The organism is Pseudoalteromonas sp. SG41-1 (genome assembly GCF_014164575.1).
GTDB classification, from domain to species: domain Bacteria; phylum Pseudomonadota; class Gammaproteobacteria; order Enterobacterales; family Alteromonadaceae; genus Pseudoalteromonas; species Pseudoalteromonas rhizosphaerae.
This window is the reverse complement of the sequence record NZ_JACJFL010000109.1, coordinates 1-1,040: the sequence shown is the minus strand read 5'-3', so window position 1 is coordinate 1,040 and position 1,040 is coordinate 1. Positions and strand designations below refer to the sequence as shown.

Below are 1,040 nucleotides of genomic sequence, written 5' to 3'. Positions count from 1 at the left end.
GGGGAAAGGTTAAAGTTACAAGAATTTAGGTCTTAGGTTTTAGGTTTTAGGTTTTAGGTTTTATCAAAAATAACTATAAAATCAGTGTGGGTAATTAAAAAACTTAAACGTCTCAGATTCGTTCTTTAATTTTAGAGATTAAGCTCGACAGCATTTTTGATAACTCAGATGTTTCACACAGCCAAAGTTGACCGATATTCGAATCAATATAGTTTATATCAATACCTATATAAATTTGTGTTCTAGCTTCAGCTAAAGAAGAACGAGCAATATCTAAAAAGCGCACTTTTTCTTTATCGCTATCTCGCGTCATTCCCTCAGCAATATTACTAGGTACAGACAATCCGGCACGTGTTAACTGATCTCGAAAACCAAAATCTTTTGTTATTGTTGAATTTTTATAGATATCTGCACTTAAACGAGCAGCTCGTTTCCACACTTCTAAGCTTTCAAAGTTCATCATGCCTATTATCCTTAACAGTAATTTATTTTGAGCTTAGTTTTTATTTAATAAAATACAACCTTAAATTTTTTGCTCTTAATATCTACCTAACAACCAATACCTAACACCTTTGACCTTTTCGCGGTGGCAAGCCACTCGCCTACAAGTAATAAAACACCAGTATACAATTTAACACCGTAGGCGTTAAGCTTGCTGACGCGTGTTCTACCTTTAACCTTTGGCCTTTTCGCGGTGGCAAGCCACTCGCCTACACGTAATTAAACACCTGAATACAATTTAACACCGTAGGCGTTAAGCTTGCTGACGCGTGTTCATTAATATCTTTGTGAATAAAATCAATTAAACAATTTTTACCACCGAGAGCACCGAGGCGCTTCGCGCTACACCGAGAAAGTAAAGTTAAGCCTAACACCTAGCCACTTCCCTAGAACCTTTAAAATCTTTCGCGGCTGAAGCCGGCTCCTACGATAAATTTACCCCCTATAGGAAATGGTTTTAGCCATGAGTTTTTAAACCCGCGGCATAAAGCCCCGCCGACTCTTAACCCTAACACTGTGCTTGGTTTAATCTCTACCTA

The 1,040-nt window shown here is 37.7% G+C and carries 1 protein-coding gene; it reads right to left on the bottom strand.

Annotated elements, in window-relative coordinates:
- Positions 1-112: 112 nt before the first annotated feature.
- Positions 113-460: a four helix bundle protein gene (locus H5203_RS22485; RefSeq protein WP_182732652.1), complete on the bottom strand. Its 348-nt coding sequence runs from the start codon at positions 458-460 to the stop codon at positions 113-115.
- Positions 461-1,040 lie beyond the last annotated feature (580 nt).

Coding starts and splice junctions, on each gene's coding strand:
- H5203_RS22485 (WP_182732652.1), bottom strand. CDS start 460: ATGAACTTTGAAAGCTTAGAAGTGTGGAAACGAGCTGCTCGTTTAAGT.